Annotated in this window: 14 protein-coding genes; 10 read left to right on the top strand and 4 right to left on the bottom strand. The window is 68.6% G+C overall.

All coding sequences use genetic code 11. The annotated features are described in order from the left end of the window. Positions 1–10: 10 nt before the first annotated feature. Genes ACFYRU_RS05305 through ACFYRU_RS05290 form a run of 4 tightly spaced genes read left to right on the top strand, consistent with a single transcriptional unit; the run spans position 11 to position 4,018 of the window. Positions 11–796: a DUF3050 domain-containing protein gene (locus ACFYRU_RS05305; protein WP_387653173.1), complete on the top strand. Its 786-nt coding sequence runs from the start codon at positions 11–13 to the stop codon at positions 794–796. Further along, positions 796–1,737, top strand: coding sequence for a thiamine pyrophosphate-dependent dehydrogenase E1 component subunit alpha (locus ACFYRU_RS05300; RefSeq protein WP_387653171.1), 942 nt, complete (start codon positions 796–798; stop codon positions 1,735–1,737). Before ACFYRU_RS05305 ends, ACFYRU_RS05300 begins: the two co-directional genes overlap by 1 nt. Then, positions 1,737–2,711, top strand: coding sequence for an alpha-ketoacid dehydrogenase subunit beta (locus ACFYRU_RS05295; RefSeq protein WP_387653169.1), 975 nt, complete (start codon positions 1,737–1,739; stop codon positions 2,709–2,711). Before ACFYRU_RS05300 ends, ACFYRU_RS05295 begins: the two co-directional genes overlap by 1 nt. Further along, positions 2,708–4,018, top strand: a complete 1,311-nt coding sequence (locus ACFYRU_RS05290; RefSeq protein ID WP_387653167.1) for a hypothetical protein — start codon at positions 2,708–2,710, stop codon at positions 4,016–4,018. The genes ACFYRU_RS05295 and ACFYRU_RS05290 overlap by 4 nt, the downstream gene beginning before the upstream one ends. On the opposite strand, the gene ACFYRU_RS05285 is transcribed toward ACFYRU_RS05290, so the two are convergent. The 3 genes from ACFYRU_RS05285 to ACFYRU_RS05275 are packed head-to-tail and all read right to left on the bottom strand — an operon-like array spanning position 4,007 to position 7,397. Beyond that, positions 4,007–4,672 carry an SGNH/GDSL hydrolase family protein gene (locus ACFYRU_RS05285; protein ID WP_387653165.1) on the bottom strand — a complete coding sequence of 222 codons (666 nt, stop codon included), beginning with the start codon at positions 4,670–4,672 and terminating at the stop codon, positions 4,007–4,009. The two genes, ACFYRU_RS05290 and ACFYRU_RS05285, sit on opposite strands and share 12 nt — an antisense overlap. Continuing rightward, positions 4,669–5,880 carry an MFS transporter gene (locus ACFYRU_RS05280; protein ID WP_387653163.1) on the bottom strand — a complete coding sequence of 404 codons (1,212 nt, stop codon included), beginning with the start codon at positions 5,878–5,880 and terminating at the stop codon, positions 4,669–4,671. The genes ACFYRU_RS05285 and ACFYRU_RS05280 overlap by 4 nt, the downstream gene beginning before the upstream one ends. After that, positions 5,877–7,397: a class I adenylate-forming enzyme family protein gene (locus ACFYRU_RS05275; protein WP_387653162.1), complete on the bottom strand. Its 1,521-nt coding sequence runs from the start codon at positions 7,395–7,397 to the stop codon at positions 5,877–5,879. The genes ACFYRU_RS05280 and ACFYRU_RS05275 overlap by 4 nt, the downstream gene beginning before the upstream one ends. A gap of 224 nt (positions 7,398–7,621) precedes the next feature. Here ACFYRU_RS05275 and ACFYRU_RS05270 point away from each other — a divergent pair, with 224 nt between their 5' ends. From ACFYRU_RS05270 to ACFYRU_RS05245, 6 genes are read left to right on the top strand one after another with little or no spacing between them, the layout of a single operon-like run. Then, a complete protein-coding gene (locus tag ACFYRU_RS05270) occupies positions 7,622–8,911 on the top strand; it encodes an SGNH/GDSL hydrolase family protein (RefSeq protein ID WP_387653160.1) in 1,290 nt (429 codons plus the stop codon). Next, positions 8,911–10,095 (top strand): cytochrome P450, encoded by a 1,185-nt coding sequence (locus ACFYRU_RS05265; protein WP_387653159.1) that lies wholly within the window; start codon positions 8,911–8,913, stop codon positions 10,093–10,095. The genes ACFYRU_RS05270 and ACFYRU_RS05265 overlap by 1 nt, the downstream gene beginning before the upstream one ends. 5 nt (positions 10,096–10,100) lie before the next feature. Further along, positions 10,101–11,027 carry an alpha/beta hydrolase gene (locus ACFYRU_RS05260; protein ID WP_387653157.1) on the top strand — a complete coding sequence of 309 codons (927 nt, stop codon included), beginning with the start codon at positions 10,101–10,103 and terminating at the stop codon, positions 11,025–11,027. Next, on the top strand, positions 11,020–12,093 hold the full coding sequence (locus tag ACFYRU_RS05255; RefSeq protein WP_387653156.1) for an alpha-hydroxy acid oxidase: 1,074 nt from the start codon (positions 11,020–11,022) through the stop codon (positions 12,091–12,093). The genes ACFYRU_RS05260 and ACFYRU_RS05255 overlap by 8 nt, the downstream gene beginning before the upstream one ends. Continuing rightward, positions 12,075–13,343 (top strand): PLP-dependent aminotransferase family protein, encoded by a 1,269-nt coding sequence (locus ACFYRU_RS05250; RefSeq protein ID WP_387653154.1) that lies wholly within the window; start codon positions 12,075–12,077, stop codon positions 13,341–13,343. The genes ACFYRU_RS05255 and ACFYRU_RS05250 overlap by 19 nt, the downstream gene beginning before the upstream one ends. Before the next feature lie 42 nt (positions 13,344–13,385). Next, on the top strand, positions 13,386–14,552 hold the full coding sequence (locus tag ACFYRU_RS05245) for an MFS transporter (protein ID WP_387653152.1): 1,167 nt from the start codon (positions 13,386–13,388) through the stop codon (positions 14,550–14,552). Here ACFYRU_RS05245 and coaA read toward each other — a convergent pair. Continuing rightward, complete coding sequence (gene coaA, locus ACFYRU_RS05240) at positions 14,533–15,486, bottom strand: type I pantothenate kinase (RefSeq protein ID WP_387653150.1); 954 nt, start codon at positions 15,484–15,486, stop codon at positions 14,533–14,535. The genes ACFYRU_RS05245 and coaA overlap by 20 nt on opposite strands. Positions 15,487–15,562: the final 76 nt, after the last annotated feature.

The following is a 15,562-nucleotide window of genomic DNA, read 5'->3' as shown; positions in this document are numbered from 1 at the left end:
AGATTCCGACATGTCACGTTACGACTGGGGCCGGACGCATCCCGGCATCGAACAGCTGGAGAAGGCCGTCACGCCCGCGCGCGACAAGGTCGTCCAGCATCCGCTGTACGCCAACCTCGACACCCACGAGGCACTCGTCACCTTCATGGAGCACCACGTCTTCGCAGTCTGGGACTTCATGTCGCTGCTGAAGTCCCTGCAGCGCGAACTGACCTGCGTGACGGTCCCGTGGATCCCGACGGCGCACACCGGCAGCCGCCGGCTGATCAACGACATCGTCATGGTCGAGGAGAGCGACGAACTCGGCGACGGTTTCATCAGCCACTTCGAGCTGTACGTGAACGGGATGCGCGAGGCAGGCGCCCGGACCGACGCGATCGACAAGCTCATCGAGCTGCTCCGCACCGGTGCCCCGGTGCCCGGCTCGCTGCGGGAGGCCGGCGTACCGCAGGCGTCGGTCGACTTCGCGGGCACCACCTGGGACATCATCGAGAACGCGCCCGTGCACTGCCAGGCGGCGGCGTTCGCGTTCGGGCGCGAGGACCTGATCCCGGACATGTTCCAGCAGGTCGTCGCCGTGAACGAGCGCTCCAACCGGCTGAACACCTTCGTCGACTACCTGGAACGCCACATCGAGGTGGACGGGGAGCAGCACACCCCGATGGCGATGCAGATGGTGACCGACCTGTGCGGCGACGACCAGGCCAAGTGGGACGAGTGCGCCGACACGGTCAACAGCGCGCTGCGGGCGCGGGCGCGACTCTGGGACGCGATCCTGGCCGCGGTGAAGAGCTGATGACCGGCGCCGACCTCTACCGGACCGTGCGGCTGATCCGCCGGTTCGAGGAACGGGCGATCGCTTACGTCCGGTCCGGTGAGATCGTCGGCGGGATCCACCCGTACATCGGGCAGGAGGCGATCGCGGCCGGTGTCTGTGCCGCGTTGACGGCGGACGACGTGATCACCTCGACGCACCGCGGGCACGGGCACGTGCTGGCCCGCGGTGTGGATCCGGGCCGGTTGTTCGCCGAGCTGATGGGCCGCGAGACCGGGCTGAACCAGGGGCGTGGCGGGTCGATGCACGCCGCCGACTTCGGCCTCGGGATCCTCGGCGCGAACGCGATCGTCGGCGCGGCCGCGTCGATCGCGACCGGTGCCGCCTGGGCGCGCCGGCGGCAAGGACGGAACACGGTCGCGGTCACGTTCTTCGGCGACGGCGCGATGAACGAGGGGATGTTGCTCGAGGCCTTCAACCTGGCGTCGTTGTGGCGCGTGCCGGTGCTGTTCGTCTGCGAGAACAACGGGTACGCGACCACGATGCCGGTCGCCGCCGCGGTCGCGGGCAGCATCACCGGCCGCGCGCGGGCGTTCGGGATCCCCGCGTTCACGATCGACGGGCAGGATGCGGAAAGCGTGGTCGCCGCCGCCGAGACGGCTGTCGCGCGGGCACGTTCCGGCGCCGGACCGACGTTCCTGGAATGTACGACGTACCGCTTCGACGCGCACCACACGTTCGAGCACCGGGTCCGGATGAGCTACCGGACGACGGCGGAGGTGGAGACCGGCTGGTCGCGTGACCCGGTCGAAATCCAAGGAAACAGGCTTTCGCCGGACGTTCGGACGGAGGTCGACGCCGAGGTCGAGGCCGTCCTGGACGCGGCGGCGGCGTTCGCGCTGGCGAGCCCGCACCCGGATCCGTCGACAGCGCTCGACCATCTGTACGCGGGAGCGAGCTGATGCCGAAACTCTCGTACCTGAAGGCGCTGAACCGTGCCCTCGCCGACTCGCTGGACGCCGACCCCGACGTCTTCCTGCTCGGCGAGGACATCCGGGTCGGCGCGTCCAACCTGACCGCCGGACTGCTCGCCCGGTTCGGTCCGGAGCGCGTCGTCGACACCCCGCTGTCCGAGCAGGCGTTCACGAACTTCGCGACCGGGGCGGCACTGGCCGGGCTGCGGCCGGTGATCGAGTTCCAGATCCCGTCGCTGTTGTTCCTGGTCTTCGAGCAGATCGCGAACCAGGCGCACAAGTTCTCGCTGATGACCGGCGGACAGTGCAAGGTGCCGGTGACGTACGTCGTGACCGGGTCGGGGTCACGGACCGGCTGGGCGGGCCAGCACTCGGATCATCCGTATCCCCTGCTTGCGCACGTCGGGGTGAAGACCGTCGTGCCGGCGACACCCGCGGACGCGTACGGCCTGCTGCTCGGGGCGATTCGGGACGACGACCCGGTCGTGGTCTTCGCGCCGTCGGGTGCGCTCGGCGTCCGCGACGACGTGGACTACGACGCGTTGGCACCGGTGCCACTCGGTGTCGGGCGGGTGGCTTTGTCCGGCATCGATGTGACTGTTGTTGCCGTGGGCCACCTTGTGCAGGAGGCACTGGTGGTCGCGGACGAGTTGGCCGGGCGTGGCGTCTCGGTCGAGGTCTTCGATCCGCGGACCGTCTATCCGCTCGATGTCGAGGGACTCGTGGCCTCGGTCGGCAAGACCCGGCGGCTCGTGGTGGTCGACGACTCCAACCGGACCAGTGGGTTCGCTGCCGAAGTGCTCGCGGTGGTCGCGGAACGCTGCACCTTGGACGCTGCGCCGCGGCGCGTGACCCGCCCGGACGGCGCCGTACTCCCGTTTGCCCTGGCCCTCGACCGCGCCGTACAGCCCGGCCGGGACCAGCTCGTTGCCGCGATCGACGCAGTACTGGAGGACCGATGAGTGACCTGTGGCACCAGTTGCCCGAGGCAACCCGTACGGCGCTGATCGAGCGCGGCACCGCGGCGTGGCGGGAGGTGTACGACGGCGTCGCCACGCACAACAAGGAGTGGCGGCCGCTGCGACCGCCGATCATCACGACAGCGACGTACGACACGTTGACCGGAATCTCGGAGACCGTTTCGCGGCTGATCCTGGAGGCCTGTTTGCGGCGGGCGACGACGGCGGGGGAGTTGCGCCGGGCGCTCGGGCTGCCAGTCGGGTACATCGATCTGCTGGACGAGGACCTGCCGCTGACGCCCGAGCTGCTCGGCGGAGTCCGCGCGGACTTCCTGTTCGGCAACGGGACGCCGTACGTCGTGGAAGCGAATATCGACAGTGCCCTCGGCGGGGCGCACGACTCGGACGGGGTCGCCCAGCGGTTCCTCGACGCGTACGCCGGTGAGCCGCTGCTCGCGGAGCTGCGGGCGCCGGCGTCGGCGGTGGACGCGCGGTACGAGGCGCTGCGGTCGACGCTCGGGCTGACCGCCGCCGACCGGTTGGCGATGGTGTTCACCACCGGCGGGACGTACCCCGGGTCGCAGGACGGGCTCGCGACGATCAAGCTGCTCGAACCGTTCAGCGAGCGCGGGCGGGAACTCGGGCTGGACATGCGGGTGTACCCGGTCGAGTGGCTGACGCTCGACGCCGACGGCCGGCTGTGCGTCGACGACGGCCCGATCGACGCCGTACTGCGGATGTTCGTGCCACAGGGGATGAAGCCGAGCGACGGCCTGGACGCACTCGGCGCCGCGGTCCGGAACGGGACCGTGCGGATGTTCACGCAGACCGCGAGCTGGCTGCTGGCGAGCAAGCAGATCCTCGCCTGGCTGTGGAACGACCTCGAACTGATGGACCCGGCCGACGCGGGGGTCGTCCGTCGGCACGTTCCGCGGACACGTTTTCTGACCGCCGACCTAGAGCTCGACCGGCACGAGCTGGTGTTGAAACCGAACGGTTCCTACGGCGGCGTGGGTGTCGTCGTCGGACCCGAGGTCGATGACGAGACCTGGTCGGCAGCGGTCGCGGATGCGTTGGCCGAGGGCGGATACATCGTGCAGCAGCACATCGACGTCGACCGGCTGACGATGCAGTTCGTGCACCTGGAGACGGAGGAGGTTCAGGAGGCGGACGTCCCGTTCTGCATCGCGCCGTACCTGTTCGCCGGAACGCCGGCCGGTGCCTACCTTCGCTTCACCGTCCCGAACGCCGGGCCGGTCGTCAACGTCGGCCAGGGTGCGTTGACGAGCGGTCTGCTGCTAACCCCGTAGGTGCTTGCTCAGCACCCTGAGCGTTTCCGCGGTTGCCACAGCATCGCTGCGAGCGGTGCCGTGGCGGCCGTCGGGGCTGTAGAGCGTGGGGTCCGTCGACAGCGGGTGGTTGGTGAGGTGGACGTGGATCGTGCCGAAACGCGTGGCCAGCGCGGCGGTGCGTTCGGAAAGTGTGTTCATGCGTTTCCGCAGGCCAGGGCGGAGCCACTCGGGGACGGCCGGGCTGTACGAGATGTCGAACATGCCGAGCGTCATCACGTCCGCACCGGCCGCCTGGAGTGTCCTGATCATTTCCGTCAGCTCGCGGTCGACACGGTCGGCGTCGTACGTGGCGGGGAACGCATCGTTGCCGCCGCCAACGACCAGGGCGAGGTCGGGGCCGAACGCGAGCGCGGGTTCGAGCTGGGTCGCGAGGATGTCCCTGGTCCGCAGACCGCTGACGCCGAGGTTCAGGTAGGCGAGGTCGGGTCGTACGGCGCGGAGCTCGGCCGCGATGCGATCCGCCCACTGCAGCTCGCTGTAGCCGTCGACCGGTGAACACAGGCCTTCCGCGACGCTGTCCCCGAGTACGACGAAGCGCAGCCACGGATGACCCGTGAGCAGTTCGGTGCTTTCGCCGGGCAGCAGGCAGTACGGATCGGTGTCCTCGGTCATGAGGTCGCCTCCACCGCGTCGAGAACCTTTCCGGGACCTCGCCGTACCAGCGGGAACACGCTGACCACCAGACATGCGACACCCGACCAGACCAGCGCCGGGATCAGCCCGAGCCAACTCACCAACTCACCCGCGAGCAGCGCGCCGAGCGGCAGGCCGGCGAACGACGAAGCCGCGACCAGGCCGATCACCCGCGCCTGCAGGTCCTTCGGGACATGTTCGTACAGCGCGGCGCCGAAGACCGGGTTGATGGCGGCGATCCCGATCCCGGACAGGAACGTCACCACCATCACCAGCGTGAGGTGATCGCTCAGGCCCAGTACGAGCAGTCGCGGACTGCCGCCGATGAACGCGCCGAGCGCGAACGTCAGATACCGCGGAATACGTGTCGCGAAGAGCGCGAAAACGATGCTGCCGAGCAGCGCGCCGGCCGAGAACGCGCCGAGGGTCAGGCCGAGGTCGGCCGGGGAACCGAGCTGTTCGCGGACCCAGACCGGGATGAACACCGCCGTGCTCGCGCTGGCGAAGATGTTGATCGTGAACGTCGTGATCAGCATGGTCGCGAGCAACTCGTCGCGGCGCACGAACGAGAAGCCTTCGGCGATCGAGCGGAAGTACTTGTCCCGCTTGCTCGCGACGACCTCGGGTGGATGGACGAAGAACGCGACGAGTACGCCGCAGACGACGAAGGTGGCGGCGTCGATCCAGAGCACCTTCGCGGCGTTTGTCCAGTAGATCAGCAGGCCACCGAGCGGGGCGCCGAGCAGCGTCGCGCCACGCGCGAACGCCTCGTGCAGCGAGGTGATCCGGATCAGCTGTACGTCGGCAGCCTCAGCCATTGGCCGTACCAACAGATCTTTGGCGCGATCGGCAGCGCCCCGGAGCGCGCCGGCCACCGCGACCAGTACCAGCAACGCCGCGAACCCGAGCCCGGTCGTGGCCGCGATCGCCGCGACCGCAACCGCACTGCTCAGGTTCGCGAGGACAGAGGTCCGCCGCGGCCCAAGACTGTCGATGACCGGCCCCGCCATGATGCTGGCCACGATGTACGGCACCAGTTCAACGGCCGCCACCAGCCCCATCCGCGCCGCACTCCCGGTCGTAACCAACACCAACCAGGGAATCGCCACCATCGTGATGCGACTACCGACAGCCGACAACACGTCCGCAACAAACAGCACCACCAACCCCCGCCGCGCACCACTCACGACCTACCACCTGCGGCCCGCAACTCTCGGTACAAGGTTCTCAGGGCGAGCTTGTCGACTTTGGCGATTCGGGTCAGGGGTAGTTCGTCGACGATGTCGATGGTGGCGGGGACCCAGATGTCGTTGAGGGTCGTACGGACGACGTCTTGGAGTTCGGGGACGGACGCGGGCGAGCGGAGGACGACGAAGGCGTGGACTGCTTCGCCGACCACAGGATCCGGCACGCCGATGACGGCGGCTGTGCGGACGGCGGGGTGGGTAGCGAGCGCGTCCTCGATCGGCCGGCAGAAGATTGCCCAGTTCCGGCGGGTGGTGACGATCATGTCGTGCACCCGATCCACCAGGTACAGGAAACCGTTGTCGTCGACCTTCCCGACGTCCCGCGTCCGCAGCCACCCGTCGACGAGCGTTTCCGCGGTGAGCTCCGGTTGCCCGAGGTACCCCGCGAACACGAGCTGGCTGCGCACCCACACCTCCCCGGTCTCCCCGACCGGCAACGCCTTCCCGTCGTCGTCACGGATCTCCACCTGCACATCCCCGTACGGCGTCCCCGCCGAGGCCAACGGATGCGACTCGTTCAATCCGGGTAGCGCGGTCACCACGACGCATTCGCTCAGCCCGTACACGATCCGCAGTACCGGACCGAACCGTGCGATCCCCTCCCGCAACCGTGCCGGGGTCGCCGGACCGGCGCCGACGTTCAGCATGAACAGACTGCTGCAGTCGACCTCCCGCCCGCCCGGATGATCGAGCAGTTCGTACAGCATCGGCGGCGTCACGTACGTCGACGTGATCCGCTCGGCCGGCACGATCCGGTAGAACTCCTCCGGCGACCAGGTGTCGGTGAGGAACAGCACGCCGCCCGTGAACAGGTTGAAGAACGTGGTGATCTGCCCGCTCGCCAGCCACAACGGCGATCCCGAGTAGTGCCGCAGCGTCGGAAAACCAGCAGAAACAAACGTTTCGGCGAGTTCGAGGATCTGCTCGTAGAACGCCTGCGTGTGGTGCACGAGCTTCGGCTCGCCGGTCGTACCGCTCGTCTGCAGCACCGAGTCCGGGGCAGGCGTGGCCACGATCTCGTACGGCGTCCGTGCGTCGAACTCGCTGATCCGGTACGACGGCGTCGGCGCGAGTGCGGCCGCGAGTTCCGCCCCGAGTTCACTGGCGTCGTCGTACACGAACGCGTCCGCGTCGGCGAGCGCCGCGAACCGGTCGATCTCGCGGCGGGACGTGATCGGTGCGCTCCACAGGACGCGGCACCCGTGCAGATGCAGGCCGAGCTGGAGCGCCGGGGCGTCGAAACAGTTCGCCGCCATCACCAGGACCTTGCCGCCCGGCGGTACGCCGGCGTCCCGGGCGGCGGCAGCGAAACGCAGTACGTCGGCGATTAATTCACCGTACGTCGCGCAACGATTACCGCGCGCCAGTGCCGGGTTTTCGGAAAGGCTCCGGAACCGGTCCAGGACGCGGTGCACGTAATTGGTACTGTTTCCGGGCAGGACGAATTCAGGCGGCATTCTGGCTGCTCTCCCCTTGGATCCGGCCACCCCCAGCCGTGACGGCGACTCTACCTGCCAGATCGCCGTTGCGGTATGCGGGAAAACCCCTGCGATCCGGACCTGGAACCGGCCGGCTAACCGCCTCCCGGCGATCTCGGAAAATGCATTTCCGATTCATTGACCGGATTCCGGATCGCGTATTACGTTCCGTCCCGCCATCCATTCCGCCTGGAGGTCGGGACATGTCCATTTCCAGCAGTTGGCGTGCGGTCGCGGTGACCGCCGCTCTCACCCTGGCCGGGTCAAGCCTGGCCGGCTCCCAGTTCGGCCCGGACTCCCGCGACCGGGACGCCCAATGGGTCGGGACCTGGGCGACCGCGGTCACCCACGGGAACGCCGCCGGTTCGACGAACCTCGGGCTGACCGACCAGAGCGTCCGGCTGGTGGTGCGGCCGACCGTCGGCGGCGACCGGATCCGGATCCGGCTGTCGAACATCTACGGCGAGAAGACCGTGACGGTCGCGGCCGCAACCGTTGCCAAGCCCGACAAGACGACGCCTGCGCTGTCCGACATCGACCCGAACACCCTGCATACGTTGACGTTCAACGGCTCCGGCAGCGCCTCGATGGTGAAGGGCAGCGAGCTGCTCAGCGACCCGGTGAACCTCAAGCTCGGCACGCTCGACGACCTGGTCGTCAGCCTCTACTTCCAGCAGAACACCGGCCCGACGACGTTCCACGGCTCGTCGATCCAGGACAACTTCGTCGGCCCGTCGAACCTGGTCAACGACCCCGGCGGCGCCGGCTACACGCTGACCCGGCGGTGCTGCTGGTTCTTCCTGTCCGGTGTCGACGTCCAGACCGACCGGTCGGCCGGATCGATCGTTGTCCTCGGCGACTCGATCAGCGACGGCACCAACAGCACGCCGAACGCCAACCACCGTTGGCCCGACCAACTGGCCGAACGGCTGGCGACGAGCGCCGGCAGGAGGCCGTTCCCGAGCGTCCTGAACGCGGGCCTGGCCGGTAGCCGGCTGAACCACGAGGGCAGCGAACCGTCGGACAACGGTGTCTTCCCCGGCTTCAACGAGGTCGGTGTGAACTCGCTGGCCCGGCTGAACGAGGACGTGTTCGCGCAGACCGGCGTGCGGACCGTGATCACCGAGCTCGGCATCAACGACATCTGGATGTCCAACGAGACCCCGGCCGAGATCATCGGCGCGCTCCGGCAGGTGAACGCGCAGGCCAAGGAGCGCGGGATCCGCAGCCTGGTCACGACGATCACGCCGTTCGAAGGGATCGGCGGCACCGACAGCTGGACCCCCGCGAAGGAAGCGACCCGGCAGGCGGTGAACACGTACCTGCGGACCAGCCACGAGTTCGACGGCGTGCTCGACTTCGACCAGGTCGTCCGCGACCCGGCTGCGCCGTCGAAGCTGCGCGCCGAGTGGGACTCCGGCGACCACATCCACCCGAACGACGCCGGGTACCAGGCGATGGCGGCGTCGGTGCCGCTGGACCTGGTGCGCTGATGCGGACTGCCGACGAGATCCTGGCCGCGCTCGGGTCCGAGGACGGTCGCCGCGATCCGATGCCGCTCTTCGCGGAGCTGCATCGGATCGGCCCGGTCTGCCGGCTCCGACCCGGGAGTTCGCCGTACGCCGTGGTCGTCAACGGGTACGACGCGGCGCACGACGCGCTCAAGGACACGCGGTTCCACCGCCTGCTGACCGCGGATCCGGATCCGAAGGACTCGGTACTGCGGCGGCTCGGCGGCTCGATGATGTTCAAGAACGAGCCGGAACACCTGCGGATGCGCAAGGTGTTCCAAACCGTCCTGACGCCGCGCCGGCTGACCGGATTCGAACCGGTGGTGGAGGCGATCGTCACCGAGCTGCTCGACGACCTGGGCAAGGCCGGTGCGGACGGGCAGGTGATCGACTTCGTCGACTTCGCGTACCGGTTGCCGATCACCGTGATCGGTACGTTCCTGGGCATTCCGCGCTCGGACCTCGGGTGGTTCCGGGACCGGACGAAGGCGATCGACGACTACCTGGATCTCGGCGGCAAGGCACCCGAACGGTTGGCCGCGGCGAACCAGGCGGCCGACGAACTGAACGACTACTACGCCCGGATGATCGCGGACCGCCGGACGGCTCCGCGTGACGACCTCGTCAGCTCGCTGGTCGACTCGGAGCTCTCGGAACAGGAGCTGATCGACAACCTGCTCGTGTTGGTCAACGCCAGCTTCGTCACCACGATGAACCTGCTGACGAACGGTCTCGCGCTGCTGCACGATCGGCCCGAACTGATCGAGCAGGCGTCCGGCCGCGCCGCGGAGTACGTCGAGGAAATCCTGCGGCACCAGAGTTCCGTGCAGTTGATCAGCCGGAAGGCGTCGGTCGATCTCGAGCTGGCGGGCGAGCCGATCGCGGCCGGCAGCCTGGTGCTGATCCTGCCGGGCGCGGCGAACCGGGATCCGGCGAAGCATCCGGACGCCGACGCGTTCGATCCGGGACGGCAGGATCTCCAGCATCTGTCGTTCGGCGCCGGGCCGTTCTACTGCGTCGGCGCGGGGCTGGCACGGATGGAAGGACGGGCCGCGTTCGGGCAGCTCTTCCAGCGGTTTCCTGGACTGCGGCTCGCGGAGGAACCGGTCCGCAGCCGTAGCCTGCTGCTGCGTGGGCATCAGTCCATGCTGATCAGATTGGAGTGAACCCAATGCCGTTGGACCCGCAGGTCGAGGCGATGCGCGCTTCCCGGGAGGCGCTTCAGGTACCGCAGCTCTACACCCAGACGCTCGCGGAGGCGCGCGCAGCCGACCTCGCCTCGATCCAGGAGGCCGGCGGCGAGGCCGAGCCGGTCCATCACGTCGAGGACCTGACGACGGATGCCGGGGTTCCGCTGCGGATCTACCGTCCTGAGCTGGCGGGTCCGCTGCCCACGCTCGTCTACTTCTTCGGAGGTGGCTGGACACTGGGCAGTATCGAGACCGCCGACGGCATCAGCCGCAAGCTGGCCAACGCCGTGCCGTGCCAGGTGATCACGGTCGGGTACCGGCTCGCGCCGGAATACCCGTTCCCGACCGCGGTGAACGACTGCTCCGGTGCGGTGCGGTGGATCCACGATCACGCAGACGAGGTTCAGGCGGATCCCTCCCGGTTGGCCGTCGGCGGCGACAGCGCGGGCGGAAACCTCGCGGCCGCCGTCACGTTGCTTGCCCGCGACAACGGCCCGGCGCTGGCGGGTCAGTTGCTCGTGTACCCGAACACGCTGTACGGATCCGACACGCTGTCGATGCGCGCCGGCACCGACCCGTACCTTTTCAACAACACTTCGGTGAACTGGTACTGGAAGCACTACCTCACCGATCCCGCCGACGGGCAGAACCCGTTGGCCTCTCCGCTGCTGGCCACCTCGCACGCGGACCTGCCGCCCGCGCTCGTGATCACCGCCGAGTACGACCCGCTCCGCGACGAGGGCGAGTACTACGCGGAGAAGCTGCACGCCGCCGGAGTACCGACCACGCTCAGCCGGTACGACGGCATGATCCACGGCTTCTTCGCGATGTCGGGCATCCTCGACGGCGGCCGGAAGGCGATGGACGAGGCATCCGCCTGGCTGGCCAGAACCTTCACCGATGACTGAGCTGGCCGACCTCGAGAAGCGCGCCCGCGCGCGGCTTCCGCGAGCGACCTACGACTTCGTGGCCGGCGGCAGCGGCACCGAACACACCCTCCACCGCAACCGCACCGCCCTCGACACGCTCACCCTGACCCCCCGCATCCTGGCCGGCACCGCCGACCCCGACACCTCCGCAACAGTCCTGGGAACGCGGTACGAGTTACCGCTCGCTGTGGCTCCGATGGCCTACCAAAAACTCCTCCACCCCGAAGGCGAACTCACCCTGGCGCGGGCAGCCGCCAAGGCCGGAATCCCCTACACCATAAGCACTCTGAGCAGCACCCCACTGGAAGAGATCGCCACCGCCGCACCGTCGTGGTTCCAGTTGTACTGGTTGCGCGATCGCCGTGTCGTGGCGAGTCTGGTCGACCGGGCCGTAGCGGCCGGCTGCACGGCGCTGGTGGTGACCGTCGACGTACCGATCATGGGACGGCGACTGCGGGACGTGCGCAACGGCTTCGCGCTGCCACCCGGGATCCACCCGGAGAACCTTGTCGACAAAGTGACAGAGGTGCACGAGGCTGTCCCGGGGTTGTCGGCGGTCGCTGCGCACACCGCCTCCGCTTTCGACCCTGCTGTGACCTGGAAAGACGTGGAGTGGTTGCGCAAGCGGTGTTCGATTCCCCTGGTGATGAAGGGCATTCTCGATGCGCGTGACGCTCGACAAGCGGTTGACGTAGGCGCCGACGGTGTCGTGGTGTCGAACCACGGTGGCCGGCAGCTGGACGGCGTACCGGCCTCGATCGATGCCCTCGGCCCGGTTGTCGATGCCGTCGGCAAGGAGTGCGGAGTTTTCCTGGACGGCGGGATCCGGAGCGGCCTCGACGTCGTGAAGGCGATCGCATCCGGCGCGGACGCCGTACTCGTGGGCAGACTGTTGCTCTGGGCACTGGCGGCGGACGTCGTCGACGAGGCGCTGGAACTGCTTGCCCAGGAGGTGCGGGACGCGATGCTGCTGGCCGGCTGCGCGGACCTCGCCGCCGTCCGGGACCTGCACGTCGAGAGGACACCATGGCCGATCTCGAGCTGACCGACCTGCACGCCTCGCTCACCGACCGGGCGCTGAACTCGATGAACTTCCTCAACGAGATCTCGCACCACTACCCGGACGCGATCTCGCTCGCCGCGGGCCGCCCGACCGAGGAGTTCTTCGCGCTCGAGGACCTGCACCGGTACCTCGACCTGTTCGCCGAGCACCTGCGGGACCGGGGGTACGACGAACCCGCGGTCCGCCGGACGATCTTCCAGTACGGGCGGACCAAGGGGATCATCCACGACCTGGTCGCCCGGAACCTTGCGGTCGACGAGGACATCCACGTCGACCCGGAAGCGATCGTGGTGACGGTCGGCTGCCAGGAAGCGATGGTCCTCACGCTCCGGGCGCTCCGCAGTACGCCGCAGGACGTACTGCTCGCGATCTCCCCGACGTATGTCGGCATCACCGGCGCGGCGCGGCTCGTCGACCTGCCTGTCGTACCGGTGGGGGAGGACGACGACCTCGAAGCGGTCCTCAAGGCCGTACGGGCTGACGGACTGCGGCCTCGGGCTTGCTACGTGATGCCGGACTTCGCGAACCCGTCCGGGCTGAGCATGGACGTCGCGAGCCGAAAGCACCTGCTGGAAATCGCCGCAACCGAGGAAATCCTGCTGATCGAGGACAACCCGTACGGCCTGTTCCCGGCCACCGGACACGAACGCCTGCCGACGTTGAAGGCGCTCGACACCGAGCGGCGCGTCGTGTACCTCGGATCGTTCGCGAAGACCGGACTTCCGGGCGCCCGCGTCGGGTACGTCGTCGCGGATCAGACGGTCGCCGGCGGCGGGCTGTTCGCGGACGAGCTGTCCAAGCTGAAGAGCATGCTGACCGTCAACACCGCACCGGTCGCACAGGCCGTGATCGGCGGGAAGCTGCTCGCCAACGATTTCAGCCTGGTCGCGGCGAACCGGCGCGAGCGGGAGCGGTACGCCGCCAACCTGCGCGCGATCACGGACGGTCTACGGACACGTTTTCCGGACGGTGGCATCAGTTGGACGGTCCCGGCCGGCGGGTTCTTCGTGGTCGTCACGGTCCCGTTCCCGGTCGACGACGCGCTGCTGGAGAAGTCGGCCCACGAGTACGGCGTGCTGTGGACGCCGATGAGCCACTTCTACGACACCGACGTACCGGTCCACGCGCTCCGGTTGTCCTGCAGCGCGGTCACTCCCGCCCAGCTCGAAGCGGGCCTGGACCGGCTGGCGGCCCTGCTCACCGACGAACTGGTCCTCTCCGCGGGTCGGTAACTGGATCTGTAGGCCGTACCGGTATCTCCCTACCGTCGAGGTATGACCACCGCGTGCGAGATCCCCACAGTCCAGGTAACCGACCGCCTGATCGATGCCCGGTTCGGCAGGTTGCTGGCGATGGTGTTCGGCTCGGGTCTCAGCATGTACCTGCTGACGTCCGTCGTGCCGCTCTACCTTGCGGCCAACGGTGCCGGCGGGATCGGCGCCGGACTGTCCACCGCCGCGATGATGTTCTCCGCGGTCGGCGTCGAGCTGCTCGTGCCGCGGATGCTCGCCCGCTGGGGCTACCAGGTCGTCCTGGGTCTCGGGCTCGTCCTCCTCGGCGCACCGTCGCTCTTACTGCTCGCCACCGCGTCGCTGCCGGTCGTCCTGACCGTCTGCATCGTCCGCGGCGCGGGCCTCGCGATCCTCGTGGTCGGCGCGGTCGCGCTGGTCGCCGACCTCACCCCGTCGACCCGGCGTGGCGAGGCGCTCGGGGTGTACGGCGTGGCGGTCGGCGTTCCCGCGGTGATCGGTCTGCCGCTCGGTGTGTACCTGACCCACGTGATCGGCTTCGGCGCACTGTTCGTGCTCGCCGCGGTCACCTCGCTCGCCGGGCTGGTGATGCTGATCGGTCTGCCGGCCAAGGTCAGCACCGAAGAGCAGCACGTCCAGGTGCTCGGTGGGGTACGACGCAGCGGTCTGCTGATGCCGTCGCTGGTCTTCGCGGCGGTCACCGTCGCGGCCGGGATCAGCGTGACCTTCCTCCCGCTGGCCGTTGCTGCCGGCAAGCAGTCGATGGTCGCGACAGCGCTGCTGCTGCAGGCGATCGCGGCGCCGCCGGCTCGCTGGCTGGCCGGTCGGTACGCGGACCGGGTCGGCGCGGCCAAGCTCCTCGCGCCGGCGCTCGTCCTCGCCGCGGTCGGCGCCGGATCACTCGTCTTCCTGCCCAGCCCGGTCGCGATCCTGATCGGCTCGACCTGCTTCGGCATCGGCTTCGGCGCCGCGCAGAACCTGACGCTGACCCTGATGTACAACCGGGTCGACCGCAGCCGCTACGGCCAGGTCAGCGCGCTCTGGAACCTCGCGTACGACGGCGGCTGGGGCCTTGGCGCGATCGTTTTCGGGCTGGTCGTCTCCGGCGTCGGCTTCCCGATCGCGTTCGCCCTGACCGCGGCGGTCGTGGCGGCAGCCGTCGTACCTGCCGTCAAAGCTTCCTTAGCCTGACCCAGCGGACGGCGTGGTCCGGGCCTTTGCGGAGGACCAGGGTCGCGCGGGAGCGGGTCGGCAGGATGTTCTCGCGCAGGTTCGGGCCGTTGATGCCGTCCCAGAGCGACTCGGCCTTCTTGATCGCCTCGGCGCGGCTGAGTTCGCCGTACCGGACGAAGTACGACTCGGGGTTGCGGAACGCCGTCTCCCACAGTTTCAGAAAACGGGTCACGTACCAGGACCGGATGTCGTCGGCGGCCGCGTCGACGTACACCGAGAAGTCGAAGAAGTCGCTGACCGCGAGGCCGCTCTTGCCGTCCGCGTGCCGGGGTGCCGGCTGCAGTACGTTCAGGCCCTCCAGCAGCAGGATGTCCGGCTGCTCGACGGTGGTCCGGACGCCGGTCATCCGGTCGTAGTGCAGGTGTGAGTAGACCGGTGCCTCGACCGTGTCGATCCCGGACTTCACCTCGACCACGAAGCGCAGCAGCGACTTGCGGTCGTACGACTCCGGGAAGCCCTTGCGCTGCATCAGGTTGCGGCGCTCGAGTTCGGCGTTCGGCCAGAGGAAACCGTCGGTGGTGACGAGCGCGACCCGGGGGTGCTCGGGCCAGCGGGCCAGCAGTTCGCGGAGCAGTCGTGCGGTCGTCGACTTGCCGACGGCAACGGACCCGCCGATCCCGATCACGAACGGCGTCCGGGTGGCGGCCGGTTTGCCGAGGAAGCTCTCGGTGTCGGCGTGCAGCGCGCGGGCGTGCCGGACGTACAGCGACAGGATCCGCGACAGCGGCAGGTAGACCTCGCGGACCTCGTCCATGTCGATCTCGTCGCCGAGGCCGCGCAGCCGTTCCACCTCGTCAGCTGTCAGCGGCGAGATCGTGGTTTCGGCCAACTGGGCCCAGGTGGCCCGGTCGAGCTCGGTGTAGGGAGTCACCTCCCGCGACGGCTGCAGCATGTGGCCCATTCTTCCCACCGGCGCGGGATGCACCCACATCGGGCGGGCGTGGCCTTGGTCTCAGCTGTGCCACGGC

The organism is Kribbella sp. NPDC004536 (assembly GCF_042873835.1).
Classification (GTDB): Bacteria; Actinomycetota; Actinomycetes; order Propionibacteriales; family Kribbellaceae; genus Kribbella.
Note: the sequence above shows the minus strand (reverse complement) of the source record. Positions and strands in the feature narration are given on the sequence as shown.

What these genes read in the sequence shown, in the direction of transcription:
- ACFYRU_RS05305 (WP_387653173.1), top strand. Translation starts at nt 11, where the DNA reads ATGTCACGTTACGACTGGGGCCGGACGCATCCCGGCATCGAACAGCTG.
- ACFYRU_RS05300 (WP_387653171.1), top strand. Translation starts at nt 796, where the DNA reads ATGACCGGCGCCGACCTCTACCGGACCGTGCGGCTGATCCGCCGGTTC.
- ACFYRU_RS05295 (WP_387653169.1), top strand. Translation starts at nt 1,737, where the DNA reads ATGCCGAAACTCTCGTACCTGAAGGCGCTGAACCGTGCCCTCGCCGAC.
- ACFYRU_RS05290 (WP_387653167.1), top strand. Translation starts at nt 2,708, where the DNA reads ATGAGTGACCTGTGGCACCAGTTGCCCGAGGCAACCCGTACGGCGCTG.
- ACFYRU_RS05285 (WP_387653165.1), bottom strand. Translation starts at nt 4,672, where the DNA reads ATGACCGAGGACACCGATCCGTACTGCCTGCTGCCCGGCGAAAGCACC.
- ACFYRU_RS05275 (WP_387653162.1), bottom strand. Translation starts at nt 7,397, where the DNA reads ATGCCGCCTGAATTCGTCCTGCCCGGAAACAGTACCAATTACGTGCAC.
- ACFYRU_RS05270 (WP_387653160.1), top strand. Translation starts at nt 7,622, where the DNA reads ATGTCCATTTCCAGCAGTTGGCGTGCGGTCGCGGTGACCGCCGCTCTC.
- ACFYRU_RS05265 (WP_387653159.1), top strand. Translation starts at nt 8,911, where the DNA reads ATGCGGACTGCCGACGAGATCCTGGCCGCGCTCGGGTCCGAGGACGGT.
- ACFYRU_RS05260 (WP_387653157.1), top strand. Translation starts at nt 10,101, where the DNA reads ATGCCGTTGGACCCGCAGGTCGAGGCGATGCGCGCTTCCCGGGAGGCG.
- ACFYRU_RS05255 (WP_387653156.1), top strand. Translation starts at nt 11,020, where the DNA reads ATGACTGAGCTGGCCGACCTCGAGAAGCGCGCCCGCGCGCGGCTTCCG.
- ACFYRU_RS05250 (WP_387653154.1), top strand. Translation starts at nt 12,075, where the DNA reads ATGGCCGATCTCGAGCTGACCGACCTGCACGCCTCGCTCACCGACCGG.
- ACFYRU_RS05245 (WP_387653152.1), top strand. Translation starts at nt 13,386, where the DNA reads ATGACCACCGCGTGCGAGATCCCCACAGTCCAGGTAACCGACCGCCTG.
- coaA (WP_387653150.1), bottom strand. Translation starts at nt 15,486, where the DNA reads ATGCTGCAGCCGTCGCGGGAGGTGACTCCCTACACCGAGCTCGACCGG.